This is a genomic window from Streptomyces litmocidini (assembly GCF_014649755.1).
GTDB classification, from domain to species: Bacteria; Actinomycetota; Actinomycetes; order Streptomycetales; family Streptomycetaceae; genus Streptomyces; species Streptomyces litmocidini.
The window spans coordinates 73,415-96,047 of record NZ_BMTQ01000018.1 but is presented as its reverse complement, the minus strand read 5'-3'; the positions used below and the strand labels follow the sequence as shown (position 1 = coordinate 96,047).

At 73.6% G+C, this 22,633-nt stretch carries 21 protein-coding genes and 1 pseudogene; 10 read left to right on the top strand and 12 right to left on the bottom strand.

What is annotated here, in order from left to right:
* Positions 1-11 precede the first annotated feature (11 nt).
* Complete coding sequence (locus IE180_RS30150) at positions 12-881, top strand: esterase/lipase family protein (RefSeq protein ID WP_190160127.1); 870 nt, start codon at positions 12-14, stop codon at positions 879-881.
* Here the strand turns inward: IE180_RS30150 and IE180_RS30145 are convergent.
* On the bottom strand, positions 878-1,888 hold the full coding sequence (locus IE180_RS30145; RefSeq protein ID WP_190160126.1) for a lytic polysaccharide monooxygenase auxiliary activity family 9 protein: 1,011 nt from the start codon (positions 1,886-1,888) through the stop codon (positions 878-880). The two genes, IE180_RS30150 and IE180_RS30145, sit on opposite strands and share 4 nt — an antisense overlap.
* A gap of 281 nt (positions 1,889-2,169) precedes the next feature.
* Positions 2,170-2,925, bottom strand: coding sequence for a transposase family protein (locus IE180_RS30140; RefSeq protein WP_190160125.1), 756 nt, complete (start codon positions 2,923-2,925; stop codon positions 2,170-2,172).
* A gap of 188 nt (positions 2,926-3,113) precedes the next feature.
* On the opposite strand from IE180_RS30140, the gene IE180_RS30135 reads away from it, so the two are divergent.
* Positions 3,114-3,797: a maleylpyruvate isomerase N-terminal domain-containing protein gene (locus IE180_RS30135; protein WP_190160124.1), complete on the top strand. Its 684-nt coding sequence runs from the start codon at positions 3,114-3,116 to the stop codon at positions 3,795-3,797.
* 433 nt (positions 3,798-4,230) lie between these two features.
* The gene (locus IE180_RS30130; RefSeq protein WP_190160123.1) at positions 4,231-4,641 is read left to right on the top strand and encodes a DUF6299 family protein; all 411 of its coding nucleotides are present in this window, start codon (positions 4,231-4,233) and stop codon (positions 4,639-4,641) included.
* Between the two features lie 20 nt (positions 4,642-4,661).
* On the opposite strand, the gene IE180_RS30125 is transcribed toward IE180_RS30130, so the two are convergent.
* Both IE180_RS30125 and IE180_RS30120 read right to left on the bottom strand, forming a co-directional pair.
* Entirely contained in the window at positions 4,662-5,147 is a 486-nt protein-coding gene (locus IE180_RS30125) for a ribonuclease FAU-1 family protein (protein WP_190160122.1), read from the bottom strand.
* Positions 5,128-6,051: a GNAT family N-acetyltransferase gene (locus tag IE180_RS30120; protein ID WP_190160121.1), complete on the bottom strand. Its 924-nt coding sequence runs from the start codon at positions 6,049-6,051 to the stop codon at positions 5,128-5,130. Before IE180_RS30120 ends, IE180_RS30125 begins: the two co-directional genes overlap by 20 nt.
* 74 nt (positions 6,052-6,125) lie before the next feature.
* On the opposite strand from IE180_RS30120, the gene IE180_RS30115 reads away from it, so the two are divergent.
* The gene (locus tag IE180_RS30115) at positions 6,126-6,500 is read left to right on the top strand and encodes a GntR family transcriptional regulator (RefSeq protein ID WP_123450784.1); all 375 of its coding nucleotides are present in this window, start codon (positions 6,126-6,128) and stop codon (positions 6,498-6,500) included.
* 113 nt (positions 6,501-6,613) lie between these two features.
* Here IE180_RS30115 and IE180_RS30110 read toward each other — a convergent pair.
* Positions 6,614-7,713: pseudogene (locus tag IE180_RS30110) on the bottom strand (DUF5925 domain-containing protein).
* Between the two features lie 211 nt (positions 7,714-7,924).
* On the opposite strand from IE180_RS30110, the gene IE180_RS30105 reads away from it, so the two are divergent.
* Positions 7,925-8,731, top strand: coding sequence for an SGNH/GDSL hydrolase family protein (locus IE180_RS30105; protein ID WP_190160120.1), 807 nt, complete (start codon positions 7,925-7,927; stop codon positions 8,729-8,731).
* Here IE180_RS30105 and IE180_RS30100 read toward each other — a convergent pair.
* The gene (locus IE180_RS30100; RefSeq protein WP_229861034.1) at positions 8,715-9,719 is read right to left on the bottom strand and encodes a protein kinase domain-containing protein; all 1,005 of its coding nucleotides are present in this window, start codon (positions 9,717-9,719) and stop codon (positions 8,715-8,717) included. The two genes, IE180_RS30105 and IE180_RS30100, sit on opposite strands and share 17 nt — an antisense overlap.
* Positions 9,720-10,009: 290 nt before the next feature.
* On the opposite strand from IE180_RS30100, the gene IE180_RS30095 reads away from it, so the two are divergent.
* Positions 10,010-10,282 (top strand): hypothetical protein, encoded by a 273-nt coding sequence (locus IE180_RS30095; protein WP_190160119.1) that lies wholly within the window; start codon positions 10,010-10,012, stop codon positions 10,280-10,282.
* Positions 10,283-10,516: 234 nt separating this feature from the next.
* Here the strand turns inward: IE180_RS30095 and IE180_RS30090 are convergent, their stop codons facing one another.
* The 3 genes from IE180_RS30090 to IE180_RS30080 all read right to left on the bottom strand — a co-directional run bounded on the left by IE180_RS30090 (position 10,517) and on the right by IE180_RS30080 (position 13,518).
* Positions 10,517-11,710, bottom strand: a complete 1,194-nt coding sequence (locus tag IE180_RS30090) for a CaiB/BaiF CoA transferase family protein (protein ID WP_190160118.1) — start codon at positions 11,708-11,710, stop codon at positions 10,517-10,519.
* A 96-nt stretch (positions 11,711-11,806) separates the two neighbouring features.
* Positions 11,807-12,583 carry an ABC transporter permease gene (locus IE180_RS30085; RefSeq protein ID WP_190160117.1) on the bottom strand — a complete coding sequence of 259 codons (777 nt, stop codon included), beginning with the start codon at positions 12,581-12,583 and terminating at the stop codon, positions 11,807-11,809.
* Positions 12,580-13,518 carry an ATP-binding cassette domain-containing protein gene (locus IE180_RS30080; RefSeq protein WP_190160116.1) on the bottom strand — a complete coding sequence of 313 codons (939 nt, stop codon included), beginning with the start codon at positions 13,516-13,518 and terminating at the stop codon, positions 12,580-12,582. Before IE180_RS30080 ends, IE180_RS30085 begins: the two co-directional genes overlap by 4 nt.
* Positions 13,519-13,580: 62 nt before the next feature.
* On the opposite strand from IE180_RS30080, the gene IE180_RS30075 reads away from it, so the two are divergent.
* The gene (locus IE180_RS30075; protein ID WP_190160115.1) at positions 13,581-14,306 is read left to right on the top strand and encodes a TetR/AcrR family transcriptional regulator; all 726 of its coding nucleotides are present in this window, start codon (positions 13,581-13,583) and stop codon (positions 14,304-14,306) included.
* A gap of 3 nt (positions 14,307-14,309) precedes the next feature.
* Here the strand turns inward: IE180_RS30075 and IE180_RS30070 are convergent, their stop codons facing one another.
* The 3 genes from IE180_RS30070 to hmgA all read right to left on the bottom strand — a co-directional run bounded on the left by IE180_RS30070 (position 14,310) and on the right by hmgA (position 17,709).
* Positions 14,310-15,518, bottom strand: a complete 1,209-nt coding sequence (locus IE180_RS30070; RefSeq protein WP_190160114.1) for a type ISP restriction/modification enzyme — start codon at positions 15,516-15,518, stop codon at positions 14,310-14,312.
* A gap of 78 nt (positions 15,519-15,596) precedes the next feature.
* A complete protein-coding gene (locus tag IE180_RS30065) occupies positions 15,597-16,346 on the bottom strand; it encodes a GntR family transcriptional regulator (protein WP_190160113.1) in 750 nt (249 codons plus the stop codon).
* Positions 16,347-16,386: 40 nt separating this feature from the next.
* Positions 16,387-17,709, bottom strand: a complete 1,323-nt coding sequence (gene hmgA / locus IE180_RS30060) for a homogentisate 1,2-dioxygenase (RefSeq protein WP_190160112.1) — start codon at positions 17,707-17,709, stop codon at positions 16,387-16,389.
* Positions 17,710-17,939: 230 nt separating this feature from the next.
* Between hmgA and IE180_RS30055 the strand changes: the two genes are divergently transcribed.
* From IE180_RS30055 to IE180_RS30045, 3 genes are all read left to right on the top strand, one after another.
* Complete coding sequence (locus IE180_RS30055) at positions 17,940-18,746, top strand: TetR/AcrR family transcriptional regulator (RefSeq protein ID WP_190160111.1); 807 nt, start codon at positions 17,940-17,942, stop codon at positions 18,744-18,746.
* A gap of 75 nt (positions 18,747-18,821) precedes the next feature.
* Positions 18,822-21,023: a molybdopterin-dependent oxidoreductase gene (locus IE180_RS30050; protein WP_190160110.1), complete on the top strand. Its 2,202-nt coding sequence runs from the start codon at positions 18,822-18,824 to the stop codon at positions 21,021-21,023.
* A gap of 133 nt (positions 21,024-21,156) precedes the next feature.
* A complete protein-coding gene (locus IE180_RS30045) occupies positions 21,157-22,572 on the top strand; it encodes a CitMHS family transporter (RefSeq protein ID WP_190160109.1) in 1,416 nt (471 codons plus the stop codon).
* Positions 22,573-22,633: the final 61 nt, after the last annotated feature.

Here is a 22,633-nt window from a genome sequence, read left to right as displayed (position 1 = left end):
GAGATCGCCCGATGCTGCCCCCGAAGTCCTGGAAGCGCGCCGTCAGAGCACTGTCCGTGCTCCTCCTGACCGCCGCCGCCACCCTCGCCCCCACCGCCGCCGCCCAGGCCGCCACCGCCCCCAGCCGTGGCTGGAACGACTTCTCCTGCAAGCCGTCCGCCGCCCACCCCCGCCCCGTCGTCCTCGTCCACGGCACCTTCGGGAACTCGTGGGACAACTGGCTCGCCCTCGCGCCCTACCTGGTCGACCGGGGCTACTGCGTCTTCTCGCTCGACTACGGCCAGCTGCCGGACGTCCCCCTCTTCAACGGGCTCGGCCCCATCGCCGCGTCCGCCGGACAGCTCGGCACCTACGTCGACCGCGTCCTCGCCGCCACCGGCGCCCCCGAGGCCGACCTCGTCGGACACTCGCAGGGCGGCATGATGCCCCGCTGGTACCTCAAGTTCCTCGGCGGGGCCGAGAAGGTGAACACCCTCGTCGGCATCGCCCCCGACAACCACGGCACCACCCTGCTCGGCCTCACCAAGCTCCTGCCGTACTTCCCCGGCGCCGAGGACGTCATCAGCTCCACGACCCCCGGCCTCGCCGACCAGATCGCCGGCTCGGCCTTCATCACCAAGCTCAACGAGGGCGGCGACACCGTCCCCGGCGTCCGCTACCACGTCATCGCGAGCCAGTACGACGAGGTCGTCACCCCGTACCGCTCCCAGTTCCTGACCGGACCGAACGTCACCAACGTCCTCATCCAGGACAAGTGCGCGCTCGACCTCTCCGAGCACGTGGCGATCGGCACGGTGGACCGGGTCGCCTTCCACGAGGTGGCCAACGCCCTCGACCCGGCCCACGCGACCCCGACCACCTGCCTCTCGGCGGTCGGCTAACGGCGGACCCGGCGCCGCCGGGCCGTCCCGAGGAGCACCGCCGCACCGAGCGCGAGCACGGCGGCGGCGCCACCCGCGAGGTACGGCGCGGTGGCGCCGCCGCCCGTCTCCGCCAGCTCCACGCCGGAACCGGCGGCGGGCGCGGGCGCGGCGGGCGCGGGCGCGTGGGACGCGGTCTCCCGAACGGGAGCGGTGGTGGCGGTCTCCCGAACGGGAGCCGTGGTGGCGGGTCCGGCCGGGGCCGCCGCCGTCTCCCGCGCGCCCGTCGCCGCGTCGCCGTCCCCGTGCCCGCCGTGCTCCACCGAGGACTCGCCCTCGCCGGCCTCGATCTGCTCGTCGGTGGGCGCGGAGGCGCTCGGCGCGGGCGCGCCCCCCGCCTCCTGCCCGAACACCACGTCCGAGCAGGTGTAGAACGCCTCGGGGGAATCGGAGCGCTGCCAGACCGAGTAGATGAGATGGCGGCCGGACTTCTTCGGCACGTTCCCCCGGAACACGTAGTCGCCGTTCTCCATCCCCGGGTCGGTCACCGTCACGAACGGCTCGTCCTCCAGGTCCGACCACTTCAACGGCTTCGACGGGTCGTACCCGTCCTTCGTCACGTACAGCGCGAACGAGCCCCTGTGCGGGGCGGTCCCCTTGTAACGGAAGGTGTGCGCACCGGACCGCATGCCGCTCGCCGGCCAGTCGGCCCGCGCCAGATCGAGCCCCCGGTACTTGTCGTTCCCCGCGCTGCACAGCTTCCCGTCCGGGATCAGCGTCCGGTGCTGCCCCGCCGCGTTCGCGACGTTCACCCCGTTCCAGTCGTAGAACGCCTGCGTCCCGCTCGCCGCCACCGCCGCCTTGCAGGCCGCCGACCTCGGCGCCTCCGGGCCCTCCGCGTAACAGGCCGCGACCCGGCTCACCGGGTCCGTCATCGAGCCGTGCGCGGAGGCACCGGGCGCGGCGGCGAGACCGGACAGGACCAGGGCGGCGGTGACGGCGGCCGTCGCCGTACGGCGAGAGGTCATGGGGGTACGACTCCTTCACGGGGGCGGTGGGTGACGCCGAGCAAACTAGCCCCGGAAGAAGCGCGGATCGCGGCCTTTAGGGCCGCGTTAAGGCGGAGGTAAGAGTGCGCTTAGAGACTGCCTGTCGGCGGTCTTCGAGATCCTGCGCAGGCATGCCCTCTTGGTCCGTGAGTGTTCGCCTGAGTCCGCTGGATGTCGTGTGCGGTGGCTCCCTGTGTGGCTCTCTGGGGGAGCCACACAGGGAGCGGCGATGTGGCCGGGGCAGTGAGCCTTTTTCAACCTCAGGTTGAGGCGTGCTGAAGGACGACGACGGCCTTCACGATGTCGGTGATCCGGTTGGTGCTGCAGCGGAGCTTGCGTAGCAGCCGCCAGCCCTTGAGGGTGGCCATGCCCTGCTCGCCGAGGCAGCGGATCTTGGCGTGGCTGCTGTTGTACAGGCGCATCCACCGCTTGAGTCGACGGCCCTGAAACGGCACGCGGACCGGTCGGCCGGCGCCCTGGTACGCCTTGTCCGCCCAGCACTTCACGCCTGCCTCGGCGAGCGCGTCGATGATGCCGTGAGTGCGTGCGGCGGTCAGGTCATGGGTGGACCCGGGCAGTGCGGGTGAGGCCCACAGGAGCCGTCCGAATGGGTCGGTGAGGACCTGGACGTTCATGCCGTGGCGTTTGTGTTTCCCGGAGTAGTACGGGGTGTCGGCGGCGATCCGGTCGATCGGCAGCAGGGTGCCGTCCAGGATTGCGAATGCCTTCGTCCGTACGGTCTTCATCGCCTCGTCCAGGGTGGGGGCCAGAGCAGCCAGGACGTCGATGGCCTCGTGTATGTAGCGGTAGACGGTCGCGGTGCTGATGCGGAAGCCGGTGGCGAGCTGGGCGTAGGTATCGCCGCACCGCAGGTGGGCCGGGACCAGCAGGGCCTGATTCCCGACCGGCAGGCGTCGCCACCGCGTCCCGATCGCCCGCCGCCGAGCCCGGAGCCGCCCCGTCAGATACTGAAGGGTGCGGGTGGACAGGCCGATCGACGACGGGTAGACAAGCACACGAAGCTCCTGGCGGACATGGGTGATCTTGGTCGAGAACCCGTCTACCAGGAGCTTCGCCGTTGCGCAGGACTGTCCAACTCGTGCTCAGCACAGCGAAGTTGGAAAGAGCTCAGTGCCCCTGTAGCTCTGTCTGACGCGGGCGGGCGGGGTGTTCTTTGACAGGCTGCCGTCCTATCCTCGCGGGCATGCCTTACGAGGAGGAAAAACAGCGCCCGGCCGACGTACTGCGCGCGGCCTACGGTGCCTTCGACGCCGTTGTCACGACCCTCACGGATGAGCAGTCATGGCTGTCGACCGGCTGTGCCGGATGGTCGGTGCGCGACCTGGTCTTCCACTGCCTGAGCGACGCGCAACGCGGCCTGGTGGCGCTGCACACGCCCGCCGGGCGGACGCCGGACCGCGACGCGGTCACCTACTGGGAGGATTGGCGCCCCGACGCCGTGGGCGCGGCCAACGGTCGGAGGTTCACCCGGGTCGTCGCCAGCATGTTCTTGCACGTCGACCAGCTGTGCGAGCTGTATTCGCAGACGGTAGCCGCAGTGGTTGACGCCGCGGCCGGTGCCGCGCCCGACCAGTACGTCGCTACCCAGGGCCACGTGCTGAGTGCCGGTGATCTGATCCGCACGCTGGCCGTCGAGGCGACGATCCACCATCTCGACCTCGTCGTGTCGCTTCCCGGTGCACCAGGACCCTCGGCAGAAGGGCTCGGCCAAACGCGCCGTACGCTGGACGGGCTACTGGGCCGCCCGGTGCCGGTGCCGTGGGACGACACGCAGTACGCGCGCGTGGCTACCGGACGCGCGTCGTTGTCCGGTAGCGACCGAGAGCGCTTGGGTGTGGACGCCGACCGATTTCCCCTGTTCGCATAGTCACCGCCCACAGCCGGAGAGGTCACCGCCGTGATCAAGCGGCCGGGAACGAAAGGAGCTGAGATCGGGCATGAGCGGCTCCCCCTGGTGTGCATCACGTGTCCGCTGCACAGTACCGAGGACCGCGCAGTCGTACTGCCGAAGTCCATCGAAGCTGCAGGTAGGGGGACGGGACGGCTTCCCCGACGCTACCGTCCGGCCCAAATTCGGCGGGGTACAAGGGGCCTCTCTGCAAGGAGGTAAGGGGCGGCTCAGGAACGGCCGGCCCGACCGGCGCGCGACGGCCCGGGGCGCGCGCGGGAGGACCGTACGACCGTATGTGCGGCGACCGGACCAACTCGCCCCCGATGGGGTGAGATTCGGCCGACGGGCGGCCTGATCGGGTATCCCTGGCGGGCAGCACCTTCCCCCCACCCCCGAAAGGACCCCGCTCATGCGCGTCCGACTCGTCCTCACCGCAGCGGCCCTGCTCACCGCCGCCGTCGCCCCCCTCGCCCACGCGGGAGGGGCCGGCGGCCTCACCATCGACGAGTACGGCACGATCGGCGCCGACGGCACGGTCACCGTCTCCGGCACGTACCGCTGCCTCGACGACAGCGAAGGCCCCGTCTTCGTCAGCTCCACCCTCAAGCAGGGGAGCCGTTCCACCGGCATCGGCGGCACCCGGGCCGTCTGCGACGGGCACCTCCACACGTGGGCCAACACCGCCGTCGTGAAGGAGCCCGTCTACCAGCCGGGCGCCGCCCGGGTGGAGGCCACCCTCGTGCAGCTCACGGCCGGCGCGTCGGGCCTGCCCCTGCCGGGCTTCCTCACCACCGAGCAGGCGGACGTCGAACTGCGCTGAGAAAGCCGGGGGGACAGGCCTCAGGCCTGGTGCAGCAGGTCGATCAGGCCCTCCCGGCCGAGTAGCTCCAACTCGTCGAGGGCCACCACGGCACGGGCCGCCGCCTCCGGGTCGGAGGCGGCGAGACCGCTCGCCGCGAACTCGTCCTCGTCGAGCCGCAGCACCTCGCTGCCGTCCGCCGACACCCACAGGTCCAGGTCCAGGTCCTCGACCACCACCTCGGCGCCGTCGATCACGGCGGGCCGGGTGATGTCGCAGTACCAGCCCTTCAGGCCGCCGTCGGCCGACCACACCTCCTTGACGGTGAACCAGCGGTCGCGCCAGTAGTGCTCCACGAACACGTCACCGGGCTCGAACCGCACGAAGCCGAAGTCCCGTACCCCCTCGGCCGCCCACGGGGCCCGCACCGAGAGCCGGGCGCCCTTCTCCGTCAGCACCTCGGCCGGGTAACGGATCTTGGTCCGGCCCGCCTTCGTCAGGGTGATCTCAACCGACCGTCCGGACATGCCTCACCTCCGTCGCGCAGATCTCGTAGCCGAACCACTTGTTGATCGCCAGCATCGGTCCGTTGCCGGCGTCGTTGCTCGTGAACGCCTCCCCGCAGCCCGCGGCCCTGGCCCGGTGCAGCGAGGCGGCCTTGGCGAGCTTCGCGAGCCCGCGGCCCCGGAACGCCGGCGCGGTGCCCGTCATCCCGGAGCAGTACCGGCCCCGACCGTCCGTCTGCGCCGCGCTGAACGCCGCCGGCACCCCGTCCACCACCGCGACCGTCGTCAGCGCCCGGTCGAACAGCGGATGTTCCCAGGTGGTCTCCCGCCAGTGCGCGTAGTCGTCCAGCTCCGTGCCCACGTCCCCCGGCTCGTCCGCCGTCGTCACCGCGTCCAGCTCGAACAGCGGCCGGGGATCGGCCGCGAAGTCCTCCGCCGTGCGCAGCTCGACCCCGGACGGGGGGTCCTGGAGCGGCGGCAGCTCGGCGGTCGTCAGGTCGAGCCGGAGGAAGTGCGCGCCGCGGCGGGGCGCGTACCCCCGCCGTTCGGCCCACGCACGGTTCGCCGGCCCGTCGAGGACCCAGCTGTACAGCGTCCGCGCGCCCCGTTCCACGAGGTGCTCCTCGGCGGCGCGCAGCAGCAGCGTCCCCGCGCCGAGCCCCAGGCGCGCGGGGTCCACGTACACGTTGACGGAGCCGATGCCGGGCTCCGGGGCGTCGTGGGCGATCCTCAGCTGCGCGGTCCCGATGATCGCGCCGTCCTCGGTCACGGCGACCAGCGGGCGGTCATGGGCGTCGGGGTGGGCGTGCGCCCAGTCGAAGGCGACCTGCTCGGCGGTCGCGAGCATGAAGGGGAGCGCTGCCCGGCGCACCCGGGCGAAGCCCTCGGCGTCCTGGGCCCGTACATCACGGACGATCACAGTCATGGGGTGGCACGCTACGGGCGCGGGGCGCACCACCGCCTCCCATTTTCCGGTGGGGTGGGGGCAGAATCGGCCGCGTGACACTCACCATCGCCGTGGACCACGGATCCACCACCGCTCCCTACGAACAACTGCGTGCCCAGATCTCGGAGCGGGCCCGGTCGGGCAGACTGCCGGTCGGATACAAGCTGCCGACGGTACGGGGGCTCGCGGAGCAGCTGGGCCTCGCCGCGAACACGGTCGCCAAGGCGTACAAGGCCCTGGAGGCGGACGGAGTCATCGAGACGCGCGGGCGCCACGGCACCTTCGTGGCCGCCGCCGGTGACGCGGCGACCCGCCGGGCCGCCACCGCCGCCGCCCAGTACGTCGAGGAGGCCCGTCGCCTGGGGCTCAGCCGCGAGGCCGCGGAGGCGGCGCTGAACGAGGCCCTGCGGGCGGCGTACGACGGCTGACGCGTCCGTACCCGCTCCGGACGGAGAAGACCCCGGGGCCCGGTCCGACAGGCGGACCCCGGGGGCGGGGGGGCGCGTCGGCGCGCCACGGGCGGCCGACGCGCCCGTACCCGCTACAGGTACAGCCCCGCCCCCGCCGTGCGGGGCTCCGGGAGGCCCGCCGGGGGCGTGCCGCGGCGGAGCGCGAACAGCTCCGCCAGCGTCGGCCCTCGCGCGGCACGTCCTCCTCGCGGCCGAGCCACTCCACCGACTCGGCCCGGCTCAGCGGCCCGACCTCGATGCGGGCCAGGCAGCGGCCCGGCCGGACCACCGCCGGGTGCAGCCGCTCCAGGTCCTCGTTGGTGGTGACCCCCACCAGGACGTTGCGCCCCTGGCCCAGCAGCCCGTCCGTCAGATTGAGCAGCCGTGACAGGGCCTGGCCCGCCGTGTGCTTGGCCCCGCCCCGGATCAGCTCGTCGCAGTCCTCCAGGAGCAGCAGCCGCCAGCGCCCCTTCGACGTGCCGTCGTCCTCGCCGATGGCGATGTCCATCAGGTAGCCGATGTCGTTGAAGAGCCGCTCGGGGTCGAGCACGCAGTCCACCTGGCACCAGTCCTGCCACGCGCGGGCCAGCGTCCGCAGCGCCGAGGTCTTGCCCGTGCCCGGCGGGCCGTGCAGCAGCAGGAGCCGGCCGGTGACGTCCTCCGGGGTCACCTTCATCAGGCCGTCCATCGCGCCGGCCACCGACGCCGCGTAGTGGGGCCGGACCTCCTCCCAGGTCCCGGCGCTGATCCGGCGGGTCATGCGCCGCGGGCCGCGCTGCGGGGCCACGTACCAGAAGCCCATCGTCACGTCGTCGGGCTCCGGCTCGGGTTCGTCCTTCGCCCCCTCCGTGGCCTCGGCGAGGATCCGCCGCGCCAGTTCCGGGTCGGTGGCCGTGACGGTCACGTCCGCGCGCCGGTTCCAGCGGGAGGAGAGGATCGTCCAGCCCTCGCCCTCGGCGAGCACCGCGCTGCGGTCGTCGTCCCGCGCCGTCCGCAGCACCCTGGCCCCCTCCGGGAGCAGCGTCGCGTCGGGCCTGGCCCGGTCCAGGGTGGTGCTGTGCGCGTGCGGCTGCTCGCCGGTCGCGAAGCGGTCGAGGAACAGCGCGTCCAGGACGTCCCCCGGGGAGTCGCTGTCGTCGAGGTTGACGACGACGGGCAGCGAGGCGGGCGGTGCGGAGGGGGTGTCGGACATGCGCCCATGATCGGGCAACCGGCGGGGACGCGCACCGGGTTTTGCGGCGGTCACGGCGCCGGTCGCCCCGCTCCGCGAAGTGGCTTGATAGGGACTGCTCCTGATGGGTGATCGGCCTTTGTTCAGTCCCAGTTTTGACATGAACACTTCCGGCGGAGCGGATCCGATGCTACTACCTGGTAGCGCAGAGATCCTGCTACAGGGAGGTTCCATGAGACTGTCCCGTTCTGCCGCCCTCTCGTCCTCGCTCCTCCTCGGTGCCGTCCTCGCCCTCACCGGGTCGGGCGCGGCCCAGGCCGCCGAGACCGCCGCACTCGACTACGTCGCCCTGGGGGACTCGTACTCCTCCGGCGTCGGCTCAGGGAGTTACGACAGCGCCAGCGGCGACTGCAAGCGCTCCACGAAGGCCTATCCGGTGCTGTGGAAGAACGCCCACGCCCCCTCCTCGTTCGCCTTCACCGCCTGCTCGGGCGCCCGAACGGGTGATGTGACCGCGAATCAGCTCGGACCCCTCTCGGCCGCCACCGACCTGGTGTCCATCACGATCGGGGGAAATGACGCCGGTTTCGCCGACGTCATGACGACCTGTGTGCTGGAGTCCGAGGCCACCTGCATCAACCGAGTGAATCAGGCCAAGGCGTACGTGGACACCACGCTCCCCGGCAAGCTCGACTCCGTCTACAACGCCATCAGCAGCAAGGCGCCCGCCGCCCACGTCGTCGTCCTCGGCTACCCGCGCTTCTACCAGCTGAGCGGCAGCTGCGTCGCCGGCCTCAGCGAGAACGAGCGCAGCGCCATCAACAGCGCCTCCGACTACCTCAACGCGGCCACCGCCAAGCGCGCCGCCGACCACGGCTTCACCTTCGCGAGCGTCGTCCCCGCCTTCACCGGACACGAGATCTGCTCGGGCTCCGCCTGGCTGCACAGCCTCAACTGGCTCAACATCGGCGAGTCGTACCACCCGACCGCCGCCGGACAGTCCGGCGGCTACCTGCCCTCCTTCAACGGGGTGGTGTAGCCGGCCCGCCGGTGCCCGTGGCACCGGGCCCCGTCGGAGCGGTGCTCGTGACGCCGCCCGGCCCCGGCCCGGTGTCCGGTCCGTCGTCCCGTACCGCCTGGTACACCAGCGCCCCCGCGAGCAGCAGCGCCCCGACGATCCCGGCCACCAGGACGGGACCCCGGCGGGGCGCCGTGCGGGGCGGGCCCGACGGCGGGCCCGCCGTCGGGGCCGGCGCCGGCGGCGCACCGGCCCGTGTGCCGGTGTCGCCGTCACGGCCGGTCCGGAGCGGAGCGGAAGCCCCGACCGGCCCCGTCTCCGCCCTCGGCGTGCCGCCCGAGGCCACCCGGCGCAGCTCGCGCTCCACCTGATCGGCCGTCACGGCGGGCCCCTCGCCCCTCAGCCCGTCGATCACGGCACCCAGCGGCCCGGACCGGTCGTCCGCCGCCGCCTCCAGGAGCGCCCCGAGGGCGCGCAGGTCCTCCCCGGGGTCCGTGGGGTCGTCCGGCGCGCCTCCGAAGCCGGTGACGACGACCCGCCCGTCGTTCGCGAGGAGCACCTGCCCCGGCCCCACGCCCCGGTGCGGTGCGCCCGCCTCCCGGGCGGCCCGCAGGCCGGAGAGGACCTCGGCGCCGACGCGCGCGGCCTCGCGCGCGGGCAGCGGGCCGTCCGCGTCGAGGGTCTCGGCGAGGGTGAGGCCGCGGACGAGTTCCGTCACGACCCAGGGCCGGCCGTCCTCGGTGACCACGCCGAGGACCCGCACGACGGAGGGGTGGGAGATCCGCGCGGCGGCCCGCGCCTCGCGCTCCCGTCGCGCGTACAGCAGGGGGAGCTCCTCGGCCGGCAGCCCGGCCGGGGCGCGGAACTCCTTGAGCGCCACCTCGTGGTGGCCGGTCTCGTCCAGAGCGCGCCAGACGGTGCCCGTCGTCCCCTCGGCGAGGACGTCGAGCAGCCGGTAACGACCCGCGATCACCGTCATGGATCCACGGTAGCCGAGGGGCGTGCTCACGGCTCCGGTCCTGCGCGGGTCCCGTGCGGCGCGCCCGGACGATCTTGGTGGCGGAGATCACACCCGCCTCCGTGGTCATGGACGGCGGTCCGGAGGGCAGGATGGTTCGTGATGGTTCGGCAGGTGTTCGAGTGCTGTCCAACTCGCCCTGGAATCAGACGTATTCGGACAGTCACCGTCAACCCCCGTACGAGTGCGGTGAATCGCGCCGCCGGGATACACGGGTGTCACGACGGAGCGATAGGGTTAACCTGCCCGGGCCGGGTGCCCTTGTACGGGTGGGGAGTGACATGGAACAGATAGCAATGCGCAGCAGGCCGCGAGTGCCTGCCATCACCTGCGGAAGCAGCGCGACCAGTTCGCGGCTCGACCGCCATCTCGCGGTGCTCGGCGGCCCCGCCGTGCCCCAGCGCGAAGCGGCCGAGGCGACGCTGCTCATGCGGGAACTGACGACGCGTACGCGCGAGGTGCCGGTGCACGGCCACCGCAGCCGCAGCGCGCGGGTCTCGCTCTTCGCCCCGCTCCGCCGCCTGCGCAGCTCGCTCTTCGGCACGCGGCACTAGAGCTCCGACCGCGACTCCGCCGGACGTGTCCCCGCCCGTCCGGCGTTCCGTCGTGCCCGGGCCCGCCCGGCATCCGGGGCCCCGGCCCGTCCGGGCCCCGCCGCTCCCCGCCCCGTCCGGACCCCGGGCCCCGCCGCTCCCCGGTCCGTCGGGCACCCCGTTCCGCCAGGCACGACGCGGCGACCCCGCCCGGCGCCCCGTCCCGCCAGGCGCCCGGCCCCTTCCCGTTCCCCGTCAGGCGATCACCCCCGCCTCCCGCAGCTCCTTCACCTCCGGCTCCGTCACCCCGAGTTCGGCGAGCACCTCGTCCGTGTCCTGCCCGAGGGCCGGGATCCGGTCCATCCGCGGCTCCGGCGCGTCCGGGAACACGATCGGCGGCAGCAGCGCCCGCAGCGGCCCCACCGGGGACCCCACCTCCCGCCACCGGTCACGCGCCGCCAGCTGCGGGTGATCCGCCAGCTCCGCGACCGAGTTGAGCCGGGCGCAGGCGATGCCCGCCGCGTCCAGTCGCGCCAGCGCCTCGGCCGCGGTCAGCGGGGCGAGCGCCGCCGCGACCACCGCGTCGGTCGCCGCGCGCCCCGCCACCCGCGCCGTGTTCGTCGCGAACGCCGGGTCGTCGGCCAGCTCGGGCCGGCCGAGGACCCGCTCGGCGAGCCGCCGCCACTCCCGGTCGTTCTGCACGGAGAGCAGGACGAGTCCGTCCGTCGTCGGATAGGCGTCGTACGGGGCGATCACCGCGTGCGCGAGCCCCGTGCGCGCCGGGGCCGCGCCCCCGTGCATCCCGTGGTGCAGCGGATGCCCCATCCACTCGGCCAGCGAGTCGAGCAGGGAGACCTCCACCGGGCCGCCCCGGCCGGTCGTGCCGCGCCGGACGAGGGCGGCGAGGACGCCGGAGAAGGCGTACATCCCGGCGGCGATGTCGGCGGCCGGGATTCCCGACTTGACGGGCTGCCCGGGCGTGCCGGTCACCGACACCAGGCCCGCCTCGCACTGCACGAGCATGTCGTAGGCCCGCTTGTGCGCGTACGGCCCCTCCGCCCCGTACCCCGAGACGTCCACCGCGATCAGCCGCGGGTACGCCGCGCACAGGGTCGCGGCGTCGAGGCCGAGGCGGGCCGCCGCGCCCTGCGCCAGGTTCTGCACGAAGACGTCGGCGCCGGCCACCATCCGCCGGACGAGCGCCAGGCCCCGGGGGTCCTTGAGGTCGACCGCCACCGACTCCTTGCCGCGGTTGCACCACACGAAGTGGGAGGCGAGCCCCCGGGCGGCCGTGTCGTACCCCCGGGCGAAGTCCCCGCCGTCGGGGCGCTCGACCTTGACGACGCGGGCGCCGAGGTCGGCGAGCTGGCGGGTGGCGAAGGGCGCGGCGACGGCCTGTTCGACGGTGACGACCGTGACCCCGGCGAGGGGGAGTGGCTGAGTGCTCATGACCGCCCTGCCTACCGTGCCGGTGCGCCTCCTGTCATCAGGGGCTGCGTCACGCGGGGCCCGTCGCCCGGGCCGGGGTCCCGCCGCCGGACCGCGTCACCCCCGGGCGTACCGGCGCACCGCGAGCGGGGCGAAGACGGCGACGAGCCCGAGCGACCAGAGCAGCGCGCCCGCGACCGGGTGGGCCACCGGCCAGGCCGCGTCCGCCGGGACCCGCGCGTTCCCGAACAGTTCGCGCACCGCCGTGGTGACCGCGGAGAGGGGGTTCCACTCGGAGACCGTCCGCAGCCAGGCGGGCATGCCGTCGGTCGGGATGTACGCGTTGGAGAGCAGCGGCAGCATGAAGGCGGCGCTGCCCAGCTGCCCGGCCGCCTCCTCGCTCTTCGAGACCAGGCCGAGCAGGATGCCGACCCAGGTCGTCGCGAAGCGGAAGAGGAGCAGCAGGGCGAAGCCGCCCAGGGCTCCGGGGAGGGTGCCCTCGATCCGCCAGCCCATGGCGAGGCCGACCAGGATCAGCGGGACGGTGCCGACCGCGCTCGCGAGCAGATCGGCGAGGGCCTGCCCGAGGGGGACGGCGGCCCGGCTCACGGGCAGGGTCCGGAAGCGGTCCGTGATGCCCCGGTGGGAGTCCTGCGCGGCCTGGAGCATGCCGGTCATCAGGCCGCCCGCGGCCGTCGCCACCAGCATGCCGGGCACCAGGAAGGCCCGGTAGGCGGCCCCGGGGGCGGCGAGCGCGCTGCCGAGGACGTACCCGAAGAAGAGCAGGAAGACGATCGGCATCGTCTGCGTCATGACCGTGATCGCGGGCGCGTGTCCGATCCGCCGGAGGTGACGGCCGAGGATGGCGGTCCCGTCGTGCACGAGGGCGCTCACGCCGTGAGCTCCTTCCGGTCGGTGAGGCGCAGGAACACCTCGTCGAGGGTAGGCGGACGCAGGGAGGCGTCGACGAGGTGGACCCCGGCCGCGTCGATCTCGCGGACGATCCGGGGGAGGGTCAGCGTGGTGTCCGTGGTCACCGCGCCCACCGTGCGCCGCTCGGCGTCCAGGACCGGCGCCGAGCCGGTCAGCCGGTCGAGGACGCAGGCGGCCGCTTCGAGGAACGAAGGGTCGGCGACGACGACCTCGGCCCGGCTGCCGACGAGCGCCTTCAGTTCGGCCGGGGTGCCGCGCTGCGCGGCCCGTCCCTCGTCGATCAGGACGATGTCGTCGGCCAGTTGGTCGGCCTCCTCCAGGTACTGCGTGGTCAGCAGCACGGTCGTGCCCTGGTCCGCCAACTCCCTTACGGCGTGCCGGATCTCGTTGCGGCTGTGCGGGTCGAGGCCGGTGGTGGGCTCGTCGAGGAAGAGCACCCGCGGCGGCACGATCAGGCTCGCGGCCAGGTCGAGGCGGCGCCGCATGCCGCCGGACCAGGTGCGGACGGGCCGGCCGGCCGCCGCCGTCAGGTCGAACCGCTCCAGGAGCTCGTCGGCGCGGGAGCGCGGGGCGCGCAGGAGCCGGGCGAAGAGCCGCAGGTTCTCGGTGCCCGTGAGGTCGCCGTCGACCGAGGCGTACTGCCCGGTGACCGCGATCCGCTCGCGCACTCTCGCCGGGTCGCGCACCACGTCGTGGCCCGCGACCAGCGCGCTGCCCGCGTCGGGCGCGACCAGGGTGGTGAGGACGCGGACGGCGGTGGTCTTGCCGGCGCCGTTGGGCCCGAGGACGCCGCAGACCGTGCCCTCGGGGACGGCGAGGTCGAGGCCGCGGAGGGCGTGGACGTCGCCGTAACGCTTCCGCAGACCTTCACTAAGTACAGCGTACGTAGTTGTCATGGCGCGACCCTACCCCACTACGTACGGCGTACGTAACTACGATGGGGGCGAGGTGATGATCCATGGCGGGCCGAGCGGCCGAACCGGAAGTGATCTGGGCGCGGCCCGAGCGCGCGGGCCGCGGCCCGAAACCGGCCTACAGCCGGCGGGACGTCGTGGACGCGGCCGTCCGCATCGCCGACGCCGACGGCATCGACGCGGTCTCCATGCGCCGCGTCGCCGCCGAACTCGGCTGCGGCACCATGTCGCTCTACAACTACGTCCCCCGCAAGGAGGACCTGTACGAACTGATGGTCGACGCGGTCAGCGGCGAGTACGAGCTCCCCGAGGAGCCCAGCGGGGACTGGCGCGCCGACATGACCGCGATCGCCCACCAGGGCCGCGCGATCATGTACCGCCACCCCTGGCTGGCCCGGGTGATGACCACCGCCTACGGCTTCAGCCCCAACGCCCTGCGCTTCCTGGAGTGGTGCCTCGGCTGCCTCGCCCCCCTGGAGCAGCCCGCCGGCCTCAAGATGCAGCTGATCGCCATGGTCAACGGCACGGTCATGGCCACCGTCGCCAACGAGCAGGCCATCGCCGAACGGGCCCGCGGACTGCCCTGGTCCGAGGAGGAGGAGCAGGCCGTGCGCGGCGCCTACCTCATGGGGCAGGTGGCGAGCGGCCGCTACCCGCACCTCGCCGCCCTGCTCGCCGAGGCCCCCGCCGCCCCCGTCGACCCGGACGAGATCTTCGCGATGACCATCGCCCGGCTCCTGGAGTCCTTCGCGCCGGACGGCGGCCGATGACGCTCAGAGCAGCATGAACTGCCCCTCCGGGCCCTCCTCCCGATGGTCGAGCACGGAGGCGGGACGGCGGGACCAGGACGGTGCGGGAAGGACCCCGGCGGCGACGAGGTCCGCCCGGCCGAGGCCCCCGGCCGTCAGCGCCGCCCGCTCCGGCTCCCGGGCCCCGAGCAGCGCGAGCACCGTGACCAGGTCGAGCAGCTCCGAGGTCCACCCCTGCGGCCAGGCGGCCGGCCCGATCGCCTCCAGGGAGCCCGGCTCCGCCGGGGCTGTCCGCTGCGCGAACCACCGCTCCAGGACCCGCACCCCGCCGACCCGGTACTCCCAGGCCTCCGCCGGCACGGGCGAGATCCGGCCCCCGTCGAGGACCAGCGCCTCGTCCTCGGAGTCGTACGTCATCGTCGTCGGCCGCGCCGGGACCGCCGCCCGCACATAGGGCCGCCGTCCCCCCGGCAGCCGGGGCCTCGTCCCGGTCAGGGCGCCGCGCAGCTGCACGTCGGCGAGCTCCCGGCCGAGGGCCACGCCCGCCGCCCACGCCTCGGAGTCCCCGGGCAGCGGGACGCGGCACCCGGCGGGGGAGGGGAGCGCCGCCGCCACCGTCCACGCCAGCCACTCACGGGCGTCGACCTCGCGCCCGTACCGCTCGCCGAGGAAGTCCAGGAGACCGGGCGCGAGATTGGGCTCCCGGCCCCCGGGGCGCCGGAACAGCGGCCGGATGCGGCCCGGACGCCCCGCCGGGGAGCGGCCCTCCGGCAGCGCCGCCGTCACCAGGAGCGCGGGACCGGCCGCCCCCGGCACGTACCCCTGCTCGACGACGAAGAGCTGCGGCTCCCCGGCGACCCGCCACAGCTCCGGGCGGGCGGTGTCGATCAGCCGGTGGTCCGGCAGCAGCCACTGCTCGTCGAACGGCCCGTGCGCCACCCGCACCGGTTCCGGACACGGTCCCGCCTCGCGCGCGAAGCGCGTGGTGCCGGTCCGCTGCCCCGGCAGCGCGCCCACCGCGCTCGCGGGGGTCCTCGCCCGGCTCGGCCGGAACAGCGCCTCCCGCTCGGCGCCCCCGGCGGAGACGAGCCGGTCCCACCGGGCCCGCAGGGTGCGGGCGTCGGGGGCGACGATCCATGACCGGCCGAACCGCAGCGGTGCCACGGACCACGGCATCAGCTCGTCGAGGAGGGGCGACTGGTCGGGACGTACGTCTTCCGTCACGCCCCGCATGCTAACGACGGCGGTCGGTGCGCTCCACCGTCGGCGCCCTTCGCCGGGGGTGCGCTCCACCGCCGGTGCGTTCCGCCGTCAGTGCGCTTCCACCGTGACCGTGAAGGAGAAGCGGTCGCCGCGGTAGCGGATGCGGGCCACGTCGACGACCCGGCCGTCCTCGTCGTAGGTCACGCCCGTGTAGTGGAGGATCGGGGAGAGCAGCGGGACCTGGAGCAGGGCCGCCGTCTCCGGGTCCGCGAGACGGGCCTCGACCGTGTCCGTGATGCGGCTGATCCGCACCCCGACCACGTCCCGCAGCACCTTCGTCATCGGCCAGCGCTCCAGGTCGGCCGGGTCGATCGCCTCGGCGAGCTCGGGCCGCACCGCGTTCTCCGCCCAGTTGGTCGGCTCGCCGCTCTCCCCGTCGCTGCGCAGCCGCCGGTACGCCACGACCTCCGGCACGTCCGGGAAGTACTCCGCGAGGTCCCCGGGCACCGGCTGGGGGCCGTGCCCGAGGACCGTCGTCCGCTCGCCCGACTGCTGGGCCACGATCGCGTCGATCGAGCCGAGCAGCCGACGCGGGGTGGACCGCCGGGCGCCCGGCTCGATGAAGGTGCCGCGCCGCCGGTGCCTGCTGATCAGGCCCTCCTCCTCCAGTTCCTTGAGGGCCTGGCGCATGGTCAGCACGCTCACGCCGTAGTGGGCCGCGAGCTGCTCCTCGGTGGGCAGTCGCAGCGGGGCGTCGGACGTGCGGCCCAGTATCGAGGCGCGCAGCGACTGCGAGACCTGGTACCAGAGCGGCAGCTTGCGGTTCAGGACCAGCGAGTCGGGAGCGAAGGCGGTCACGGGTTCTCCGTACGAAGGCTACGGGCTTACGGCCGGGACACTACGGCCGGAAGTGGCGCTCAAGACCCTGCCATACGTCGTCGTACCCCTTCTGCAGGTGGTCGGCGCCCGACGCCTGCGGGGTCGTGGTCACCGGCCAGCGGGTCTCGAACATGAAGGCGAGGCCGTCGTCGATCTTCTGCGGCTTCAGCTCGGCCGCGCTGGCCCTGTCGAAGGTCTCCCGGTCGGGGCCGTGCGCGGACATCATGTTGTGCAGCGAGCCTCCGCCGGGCACGAAACCCCCTTCGCCGGCGGTCTTGGCGTCGTACGCGCCCTCGATGAGGCCCATGTACTCGCTCATCACGTTCCGGTGGAAGTACGGCGGCCGGAAGGTGTCCTCGCCGACGAGCCAGCGCGGGGCGAAGACCACGAAGTCGACGCCCGCGAGCCCCGGGGTGTCGGAGGGGGAGGTGAGGACCGTGAAGATCGACGGGTCGGGGTGGTCGTAGGAGATCGTCCCGATGACGTTGAAGCGGCGCAGGTCGTAGACGTACGGGGTGTGGTTGCCGTGCCAGGCGACGACGTCCAGCGGCGAGTGGCCGTAGGTCGCCGACCAGAGGTTGCCGCAGTACTTGTTCACGACCTCGACCGGGCCCTCGACGTCCTCGTGGGCGGCGACCGGGGCGCGGAAGTCACGGGCGTTGGCGAGGCCGTTCGCGCCGATCGGACCGAGGTCCGGGAGCTGGAACGGGGCGCCGTAGTTCTCGCAGACGTAACCGCGGGCGGTCTCTTCGAGCAGCTCGACGCGGAAGCGGACGCCGCGCGGGATCAGCGCCACCTCGCCCGGGTGGGCGGCGAGCAGGCCCAGCTCGGTGCGGAGGAGGAGGCCGCCGCGCTCCGGGACGATCAGCAGCTCGCCGTCGGCGTCGCCGAAGACCCGCTCCATGGAGGCGTTGGCGTGGTAGAGGTGCACGGCCATGCCGGTGCGCTGGGCCGCGTCGCCGTTGCCGCCGAGGGTCCACAGGCCGGCCAGCCAGTCGGTGCCGGGCGCCGGCTCGGGCAGCGGGTTCCAGCGCAGCCGGTTCGGGTCGGGCACGGTCTCGGTGAAGGGGGCGCCGGCGAGGGTGCCGTTGTCGATCCGGGTGAACGGCGGGTGCGCGGCCGAGGGGCGGATCCGGTAGAGCCAGGAGCGGCGGTTGTGGGACCGCGGCTCGGTGAAGGCGCTTCCGCTGAGCTGCTCGGCGTAGAGCCCGAGGGGGGCGCGCTGCGGCGAGTTGCGGCCGTCCGGCAGTGCGCCGGGGACCGCCTCCGAGCTGTGCTCGTTGCCGAAACCGGTGCTGTAGGTGAGCGCCTCGGCCGTCTTCCTGGCCTGCTCCGTGGTCATCGACCGCTCCTGTCCTGAGCCCGCGAGGGAATCCTATGTACGACCGTAGGATTCCGTGCGCCCCGCGTCAATGGGCCATCCGGTTCTGCGCCCTCCGGAGGCCGGGCGGGACCCTCGCGCTCCGGCATCGCGTCGCGCGGGACGCCGGCCCGTCCGACGGGCCCCGCCCCGTCCCGGTGATCTCGGCGCCATCGGCCCGCTGATCGCCCGATCCGGACCGGAGCGGCATCATGGACCCCGTGCCCCAGCCCCGCCCCCGAACCCAGCCGGCGCTCCGACGCGCCCCCGTGCAGCAGCGCAGCGCCGAGCGGCTGGCCCGGATCCTCGACGCCTGCGCCGTACTCCTCGACGAGACGGGGTACGAGCAGTTGAGCACCCGCGCCGTCGCCGCCCGGGCCGGCGTCCCCATCGGATCCGTCTACCGCTTCTTCGGCAACAAGCGGGCGATGGTCGCCGCCCTCGCCCACCGGAACCTCGACCGGTACGCCGAGCGGGTCTCGGAGCGGCTCGCCGGGGCGCCGATCCTCGACGCGCACGGCGCCATCGACGGCGTCCTCGACGAGTTCATCGAGATGAAGCGGACCGTCCCGGGGTTCGCGCTCGTCGACTTCGGCGTGCCCGCCGCCGCTCCCGGGGAAGCCGCGACGGAGGGCCGGGCGGGCGGTCCGGCGGAGGACGGAGCGGAGGACGGAACGGGCGCTTCGGCGGACGGCCCGGGGAAGGACGGAGCGGGCGGCCCGGCGGACGGTTCGGGGAAGGGCGGGGCGGGCGGCCCGGCGGACGGTTCGGCCGGCGACCCGGCCGAGGCCGCCGTCGAGGACCCCAACCGGCTCGTCGCCGAACGGATCTGCGCCCTCCTCGCCGCCCATCTGGGACGCGCCGCCGACGAGGAGCTGCACCGGAAGGTGCTCGTCGGCGTCGAGACCGCCGACGCCCTGGTGCGGCTGGCCTTCCGCGTGGACCCCGCCGGGGACCCCGCGCTCGTCGCCGAGACGCGGTGCCTGCTCCACGCGTATCTGGTGCCCTCGCTCTCCTGACCTTCCGCAGACCCCTCCCGCCCGTGCCTACCGGTCGGTAGGCTCGGCGTCACCCGACGCACCCAGGGAGACGCCATGCCCACCGCCCTGCGCATCTGCCCCCTCTGCGAAGCGACCTGCGGACTCACCCTGACGCTCGACGGGAGCCGCGTCACCGGGGCGCGCGGCGACCGCGACGACGTCTTCAGCCGGGGGTTCATCTGCCCCAAGGGCGCCTCCTTCCCCGAGATCGACGCCGACCCCGACCGGCTCCGCACCCCCCTGGTCCGCAAGGACGGCAGGCTCCAGGAGGCCACCTGGGCCGAGGCGTTCGACACGATCGCCGCCCGGATCCGGCCGATCGTCGAGGAGCACGGGCCGGACTCCGTGGGCATCGTCCTGGGCAACCCCAACGCGCACACGATCGCCGGCGCCCTCTACCCGCCCCTGCTGATCGGGGCGTTGCGCACCCGGAACCTCTTCACGGCCTCCACGCTCGACCAGATGCCCAAGCACGTCTCCAGCGGCCTGCTCTTCGGAGACCCGTTCGCCGTCCCCGTCCCGGACCTGGACCGCACCGACCACCTGCTGGTCCTCGGAGCCAACCCGCTGGACTCCAACGGCAGTCTGTGCACCGCCCCCGACTTCCCCGGCAGGCTCAAGGCACTGCGCCGGCGCGGCGGCACCCTCACCGTCGTCGACCCCCGGCGCACCCGCACCGCCCGCCTCGCCGACCGGCACGTCGCGATCCGCCCCGGTGCCGACGCGCTGCTCCTCGCCGCCCTCGTCCACACCCTCTTCGACGAGGAGCTCACCGACCTCGGCCCGCTCGCCGCCCACGTGGAGGGCGTCGAGGAGGTACGGGCCGCGGTGCGGGAGTTCAGCCCCGAGGCGGTCGCCGCCGCCTGCGACGTGGACGCGGACACCGTCCGCGCCCTGGCCCGGGAGCTCGCCGCCGCGCCCACCGCCGCCGTCTACGGGCGGATGGGCAGCTCCACCGTGGAGTACGGCAGCCTCGCCAACTGGCTCGTCGACGTCCTCAACGTCCTCACCGGCAACCTCGACCGGCCCGGCGGCGCGCTCTTCCCGCTCTCCGCCACCGCGCCCGCCCCGCGCCCCGCGGGACCCGGCAGGGGTTTCGCCCTCGGCCGCCGGCACAGCAGGGTCTCGCACCACCCCGAGGTCAAGGGCGAGCTGCCGCTCGTCGCCCTCGCCGAGGAGATCGAGACGCCGGGGGAGGGACGCATCCGCGCGGTGATCACGGTCGCCGCCAACCCCGTCCTGTCCGCGCCCGACGGGGACCGCCTCGACGCGGCCCTCGGCTCCCTCGACCTGATGGTCGCCGTCGACCCGTACCTCAACGAGACCACCCGCCACGCCGACGTCCTGCTGCCCCCGCCGCCGCCCTCCCGGAGCGCCCACTTCGACTTCGCCTTCAACTCCTTCGCCGTCCGCGACCAGGCCCGCTACACACCGGCGGCCCTCCCCCTCGAAGCGGACCGCATGGACGAGTGCGAGATCCACGCCCGGCTGATCCTCGCCGTCTCGGGGATGCACGGGGCGCCGCCGTCCGCCGTCGACGACCTGGCCGTCGACACGACCCTCGCCAAGGCGGTGACGCAGGAGCACTCGCCGGCGTACGGCGCGGATCCCGAGGAGTTCGCCGCCCGGCTCTCCGGCGCCGACGGAGCCGAGCGGCGGCTCGACCTGATGCTGCGGCTCGGACCGTACGGCCTCACCCTCGACGAGCTGAAGGCGCACCCGCACGGCATCGACCTCGGCCCGCTGAAGCCGCGCCTGCCCGGGCTCCTCAAGACCCGCAGCGGGCGGATCGAACTGTTCCCGGAGCCCCTCGCCGCCGACCTGCCCCGGCTGCGGGCCGCCCTCGACGCCGTACCGGAGCCGGGGACCCTCCAGCTCGTCGGACGCAGGCACCTGCGCTCGAACAACAGCTGGCTGCACAACACCCCGGCCCTGGGCGGGGGTTCGAACCGCTGCACCCTCCAGGTGCACCCCCGGGACGCGGAGCGGCTGCGGCTGACCGACGGCGGGGTCGCCCGGGTGAAGGGGGAGGGCGGCGAGGTGGAGGTGCCGGTGGAGGTCACCGACGGCGTGCGGCCGGGCGTCGTCAGCCTCCCGCACGGCTGGGGCCACGACCGGCCGGGCACCCGGCTCGCCGTCGCCTCCACCCGCCCCGGCGTCAACGTCAACCAGTTGCTCGACGGGTCCCGGATCGACCCCCTGTCCGGGACCGCCGTCCTGAACGGCTTCCCCGTGCAGGTGTCGCCCCTGCCGTAGCCCCACTTCTCTGACCTGGGGTTTTGCTCGTATTGCTCACGCGTCAACGTCTTGCTGGCGACGGAGGGGGGCACCTACGGTCATCCGGACCGCCGCTCGGCGGCAGTTCAAGGGTGAACGTGAGGTGTCCTCCATGCTGACCGTCCTCGGTTTCGCCATGATCGCGACCTTCCTGGTCCTGATCATGCTCAAGAAGATGTCGCCGATCGCGGCGCTCGTCCTGGTTCCCGCGCTGTTCTGCGTCGCGGTCGGGCAGGGGGCCCAGCTCGGCGACTACGTCATCGAAGGGGTCGGCAAGCTGGCGCCGACCGCCGCGATGCTGATGTTCGCGATCGTCTACTTCGGCGTCATGATCGACGTCGGTCTCTTCGACCCGATCGTCCGGGGCATCCTGCGCTTCTGCAAGGCGGACCCCGTGCGGGTCGTCGTGGGCACGGCGGTGCTCGCCGCGATCGTCTCGCTGGACGGCGACGGCTCCACCACCTTCATGATCACCGTCTCGGCGATGTACCCGCTCTACAAGCGGCTCAAGATGAGCCTGGTGGTCATGACGGGTGTCGCCGCCACCGCCAACGGCGTCATGAACACCCTGCCGTGGGGCGGCCCCACCGCGCGCGCCGCGACCGCGCTCAAGCTGGACGCCGCCGACATCTTCGTGCCGATGATCCCCGCGCTCGGCGTGGGCCTGCTCTTCGTCTTCGTGCTGGCGTACGTGCTCGGGCGCCGCGAGCGCAAGCGCATCGGCTACCTGGCCCTCGACGAGGCGCTGGTCACGGAGGCCGACGCGGTGCTGGTCACGGCGGGCGGCGGCAGGGGCGAGGGCGAGGGCGGCGGCAGGAAGGCCGCGGGCTCCACCGGTGACGCCCCCGGCGTGGCGGTCGGCGCGGACGCCGGCGAGGGCGACGGCTTCCAGGGGCTCGACCCGCACCGGACGACGCTCCGCCCCCGGCTGTACTGGTTCAACGCCGCCCTGACGGTGGCGCTGCTCGCCGCGATGATCCTCGAACTGCTGCCGATCCCGGTGCTGTTCCTCCTCGGCGCCGCCCTCGCGCTCACCGTCAACTTCCCGAAGATGGCCGAGCAGAAGGAGCGGATCGCCGCCCACGCGGACAACGTCCTCAACGTCGCGGGCATGGTCTTCGCCGCCGCCGTCTTCACGGGCGTCCTCACCGGCACGGGCATGGTCAAGCACATGGCCGACTGGCTCGTCGGCGCCATCCCCGCGGGCATGGGCCCGCACATGGCCCTGGTCACCGGCGTGCTGAGCCTCCCGCTCACGTACTTCATGTCGAACGACGGCTTCTACTTCGGCGTGCTGCCCGTCCTCGCCGAGGCGGGCGCGGCCCACGGCGTGTCCTCCCTGGAGATCGCCCGCGCCTCGCTGGTCGGCCAGGCCCTGCACATGTCGAGCCCGCTGGTTCCCGCCGTGTACGTGCTGGTCGGCATGGCGAAGGTGGAGTTCGGCGACCACACCAGGTTCACGGTGAAGTGGGCCGCGCTGACCTCGCTGGTCGTGCTGGCGGCGGGGATCCTCTTCGGGATCGTCTGACCCGGCCGGGCCCCGTCGCCCGTGGACGGTGGTGAGCCGGACGGGTGGAAGTCGGAGGGCG